Origin of the sequence: Aeromonas sp. 604176 (genome assembly GCF_049170755.1) — a bacterium.
Lineage (GTDB): Bacteria > Pseudomonadota > Gammaproteobacteria > Enterobacterales > Aeromonadaceae > Aeromonas > Aeromonas veronii_A.
In genome coordinates this window covers 1-4,719 of sequence record NZ_JAAKNE010000183.1, presented here as the reverse complement: position 1 = coordinate 4,719, position 4,719 = coordinate 1, and the positions used below count along the sequence as shown (strand labels likewise).

The following is a 4,719-nucleotide window of genomic DNA, read 5'->3' as shown; positions in this document are numbered from 1 at the left end:
ATCGACACCAAGCCCGAGTAAACTTTACACATAGCCTTAAATCCGGCATGATCCAGCGGTTTTTTGTTGTGGCTTATCAAGAGGATTCAATGGCTAAAGAAGACAGTATTGAGATGCAGGGCACTATTCTCGAAACCCTGCCCAATACCATGTTCCGTGTGGAACTGGAGAATGGTCACGTGGTTATCGCTCATATTTCAGGCAAGATGCGCAAAAACTACATTCGTATCCTGACTGGAGACAAAGTAACGGTAGCACTGACTCCCTACGATCTCTCCAAGGGACGTATTGTTTTCCGCTCTCGCTAAGCCAGGAATTCAGCAAAAAACCCCAACCTTTCGGTTGGGGTTTTTTGTCGTTTTCTGATCACTGACGCTTAGTGGGAAACAGCTTCAACATTGACCTGAAAATCAAAGCTGAGGCTGTCATTTACCAACTCAACCTTCACAATTCCCCCGTCAACCAGTGAACCGAACAGGATCTCGTTGGCCAGGGGTTTCTTGAGGTGCTCCTGGATTACCCGACCCATCGGTCTGGCGCCCATGGCTCTGTCATACCCCTTCTCCGCCAACCAGTGGCGGGCACGCTCGGACACCTCGAGAGAAACTCCCTTCGCATCCAGTTGAACCTGCAATTCGACAATGAACTTGTCGACCACCTGATGGATCACCGTCATATCCAGATGGTTGAACCAGATGGTGTGATCAAGCCGGTTGCGAAACTCCGGACTGAAGGTCTTGTTGATCACCGCCATGGCATCGTGGCTCAAATCCTGTTGCTGGAAGCCAATCGATTTACGCTGGGTCTCCTGCACACCGGCGTTGGTAGTCATGACCAAAATCACGTTACGGAAATCCGCCTTGCGCCCGTTGTTGTCGGTCAGGGTGCCGTTGTCCATCACCTGCAACAGCAGATTGAATACGTCCGGGTGAGCTTTCTCAATTTCGTCAAGCAACACAACGGAATGAGGATGCTTGATCACCGCATCAGTCAGCAGACCCCCCTGCTCAAAACCGACATAGCCGGGAGGCGCACCAATCAGGCGTGAGACGGTGTGGCGTTCCATGTACTCGGACATATCAAAGCGCAGCATCTCGACACCCAATGCCTTGCCCAACTGCTGGGTCACCTCTGTTTTACCAACACCGGTAGGACCGGCAAACAGGAAGCAACCAACCGGGCGACGCTCGTTACCCAAACCTGAACGAGAGAGGCGAATTGCATCGGTCAGCACCTCGATGGCTTTATCCTGACCAAAGACCACCATCTTCAGATTGCGTTCCAAGTTCTTCAGTACTTCTTTATCTGAAGAGGAGACTGATTTTTCCGGAATGCGAGCGATCTTGGCCACAATGGACTCAATTTCCTGCACATTGATCACTTTCTTGCGCTTGCTCGCCGGCAACAACCGTTGACCGGCGCCCGCCTCGTCGATCACATCGATCGCCTTATCGGGTAGGTGACGATCATTGATGTACTTGGCAGAGAGCTCGGCAGCTGCACGGATCGCCTTGGCGGTATAGCGTACGCCGTGGTGAGCTTCATAGCGACTCTTGAGCCCCATCAGGATGCGAGTGGTGTCATCGATAGTCGGCTCGACAATATCGATCTTCTGGAAGCGGCGGGCCAGCGCACGGTCTTTCTCGAAGATCTGGGCATACTCCTGATAAGTGGTGGATCCCACACAACGGAGCAAACCATTGGAGAGCAGCGGCTTGATCAGGTTGGCCGCATCCAGCTGACCACCGGATGCCGCACCGGCACCAATGATGGTATGGATCTCGTCGATAAAGAGGATGGCCCCTTCCTGACGCTCAATCTGCTTGAGCAATACCTTGAGGCGCTTCTCGAAATCGCCGCGGTATTTGGTTCCTGCCAGCAGAGAGCCCATATCCAGCGAGTAGATGGTGCTACCGGCAATCACCTCGGGCACATCGCCTTTGACAATACGGTAAGCCAGACCTTCCGCAATGGCAGTCTTGCCCACACCCGCCTCACCCACCAGCAGCGGATTGTTCTTGCGGCGGCGGCATAGTACCTGGATGGTACGATTGAGCTCCTGATCACGACCGATCAGCGGATCGATACGCCCTTCAAGCACCAGCTGATTCAGGTTGGTGGCAAAGCTCTCGATCTGAGCAGCGGAGACATCATCGTCAGACTCAGGACTGTTATTGCTGACATCCGGTTTGCTGTCCTTGCGCACCCCGTGGGAGAGGAAGTTCACCACATCGAGGCGGCTGATCTCGGCTTTTTTCAGGAAATAAGCGGCCTGAGACTCCTGCTCGCTGAAGATGGCGACCAGTACATTGGCACCACTGACTTCGGTATTGCCGGAGGATTGCACATGAAAGACGGCACGTTGCAGTACGCGCTGGAAGCCCAGGGTCGGCTGGGTTTCCCGATCTTCGTCATCGCGTGGAATAAGCGGGGTTGTTTGGGTGATGAATGCGCGGATCTCCTTGCGCATCTGCTCGACATCGGCACCACAAGAGCTCAGCGCCTCATGGGCTGAGCTGTTATCCAGAAGGGCTAACAACAGGTGCTCGACAGTCATGAATTCGTGGCGCTCGTCACGAGCCAGTTTGAAAGCCTCGTTCAGCGTCTTTTCCAGATCTTTATTCAACATAGGCACCTCCCCTAGTACAGCTACAATGTGGTGTCACACTCGCCATCAAGTCATCAGATTCAAGCCTTTTCCATAGTGCATAGCAGTGGATGTTCGTTGTTACGTGCATAGGTGTTGACTTGGACAACCTTGGTTTCGGCGATCTCTGCGGTAAACATGCCGCAGACACCCTTACCACTATAATGCACACTCAGCATGACCTGAGTCGCCTTGTCCAAATCCATACCAAAGAACTTTTGCAGCACCTCCACCACGAACTCCATCGGGGTGTAGTCATCGTTGTTCAACACAACTTTATACATGGGTGGCGGCTGCAGCTTTGTTTTCTCTGCTTCTGCAATCTCTTCATTAGCAAAGAGTTCTTTCTGCTTGCTCATAATCGCGCTTTGGTACCTCTAGATTACTACCGTCTCACACAAGCTTGTCAATAGACTTGTTAACCAGATCACATCAGTTGTTAACAACTCCTTGACTCGCTCAAAAGTTAGACTAGATTGGTTACTTGCTAATCTGTGCCCGTCTGCTATGGGCTCATGTCCCTAGTTATAATGGGCTGGCGCAGGTTACTCAACGACTTCTGGGTAATCAATAAAAGGATGTAGAAGTATGGCAACCGGCACAGTTAAGTGGTTTAACAACGCAAAAGGATTTGGGTTTATCTGTCCGGAAGGGGGTGGTGAAGATATCTTTGCTCACTACTCCACCATTCAAATGGAGGGCTACAAGACCCTGAAAGCGGGTCAGGCTGTCCACTTTGAACTGCAACAGGGGCCGAAAGGAAATCACGCCTCCGTCATTGTGCCGAACGAAGCACAAAATATATAAACGAAAACCCGTTGGATAAATAAAAAACCGGTTCCTCTCTGAGCAACCGGTTTTTTATTTTCATTTATGTGACTCGCCTGGCATTAGCCACGCACGCACCATTGTCACGCTTTAGTCATGGTACTCATTACAGGCTATCAGAGTATTTTCCATCAGACTGGCCACCGTCATGGGGCCAACACCACCGGGAACCGGAGTGATGAAAGAGGCATGACTGCGCGCCGTTTCAAACTCCACGTCCCCGACCAGCGAACCATCCGCCAGACGGTTGATGCCTACATCGATAACCAGCGCCCCCGGTTTGATCCACTCTCCGGGAATAAAATTGGGTTTGCCGACCGCCACTACCAGCAAATCTGCACGGCGAACCTGATCCTCCAGATCCCGGGTAAAGCGGTGACAAGTCGTTGTAGTACAGCCCGCCAGCAGCAATTCGAGGGTCATGGGGCGCCCGACGATATTGGAAGCGCCGACCACAACGGCGTGCAAACCATGGGTTTTAACACCGGTGGTTTCAATCAGCGTCATGATCCCTTTCGGGGTGCAGGGACGCAGCGCCGGAATACGCTGTGCAAGACGGCCCACGTTGTACGGATGAAAACCGTCCACGTCCTTGTCAGGGAGGATCCGCTCCAGCACCAGAGTGGTATCGAAGTGATCAGGCAGCGGCAACTGAACGAGGATCCCGTCAACAGTTGGATCATCATTCAGCTGATCGATCAGCGCCAACAACTCATCCTGACTTGCAGTTGCACTCAGGTCGTATGAGCGAGAGTGAAAACCGACCTCTTCACAAGCCCGACGCTTGCTGCCGACATAAACCTGAGAGGCAGGATCCGCCCCCACCAGAATGACTGCCAGCCCTGGAGCCCGTTTCCCTGATGCCAACCGCTGTTGGACCTGTGCCGCGACCTGGCTGCGAATCGTTTGCGCAACCTGTTTTCCATCTATGATTTTGGCAGACATCGTTCTCCACTCACCATGTGTTCAACTGCCGCGCATTGTCGCATTTTTTTAGCCGGGATGTTAGCGTCCAAGAGAGGTCTGGCCTGCAACGGGCAATAAGTAGGCACTTGAATTTACTGGGGGAAAAATACGTTGACGCTGGCTCTTTTGCTTGGTTATGATGCCGCCCCGTTGCCCAGTACGGCTCATGTCGTTATGCTGGCACGTTGAAAGCAACAATTTCGGTGATTAGCGCAGCCCGGTAGCGCATCTGGTTTGGGACCAGAGGGTCAAAGGTTCGAATCCTTTATCACCGACCA

The 4,719-nt window shown here is 52.6% G+C and carries 5 protein-coding genes and 1 tRNA gene; 3 read left to right on the top strand and 3 right to left on the bottom strand.

The window, feature by feature from the left end:
- Positions 1 to 89: 89 nt before the first annotated feature.
- Complete coding sequence (infA, locus tag G5358_RS20145; RefSeq protein WP_005300033.1) at positions 90 to 308, top strand: translation initiation factor IF-1; 219 nt, start codon at positions 90 to 92, stop codon at positions 306 to 308.
- A gap of 68 nt (positions 309 to 376) precedes the next feature.
- Here infA and clpA read toward each other — a convergent pair whose 3' ends face one another.
- Both clpA and clpS read right to left on the bottom strand, forming a co-directional pair.
- Complete coding sequence (clpA, locus tag G5358_RS20140) at positions 377 to 2,629, bottom strand: ATP-dependent Clp protease ATP-binding subunit ClpA (protein WP_421324792.1); 2,253 nt, start codon at positions 2,627 to 2,629, stop codon at positions 377 to 379.
- Between the two features lie 59 nt (positions 2,630 to 2,688).
- Positions 2,689 to 3,006 carry an ATP-dependent Clp protease adapter ClpS gene (clpS, locus tag G5358_RS20135; protein ID WP_005337111.1) on the bottom strand — a complete coding sequence of 106 codons (318 nt, stop codon included), beginning with the start codon at positions 3,004 to 3,006 and terminating at the stop codon, positions 2,689 to 2,691.
- A gap of 229 nt (positions 3,007 to 3,235) precedes the next feature.
- Between clpS and cspD the strand changes: the two genes are divergently transcribed.
- Positions 3,236 to 3,454: a cold shock-like protein CspD gene (gene cspD / locus G5358_RS20130; RefSeq protein WP_033115164.1), complete on the top strand. Its 219-nt coding sequence runs from the start codon at positions 3,236 to 3,238 to the stop codon at positions 3,452 to 3,454.
- Between the two features lie 111 nt (positions 3,455 to 3,565).
- On the opposite strand, the gene folD is transcribed toward cspD, so the two are convergent.
- Positions 3,566 to 4,420, bottom strand: coding sequence for a bifunctional methylenetetrahydrofolate dehydrogenase/methenyltetrahydrofolate cyclohydrolase FolD (folD, locus tag G5358_RS20125; RefSeq protein ID WP_421324791.1), 855 nt, complete (start codon positions 4,418 to 4,420; stop codon positions 3,566 to 3,568).
- A 222-nt stretch (positions 4,421 to 4,642) separates the two neighbouring features.
- On the opposite strand from folD, the gene G5358_RS20120 reads away from it, so the two are divergent.
- Positions 4,643 to 4,719: transfer RNA gene (locus tag G5358_RS20120), tRNA-Pro, on the top strand.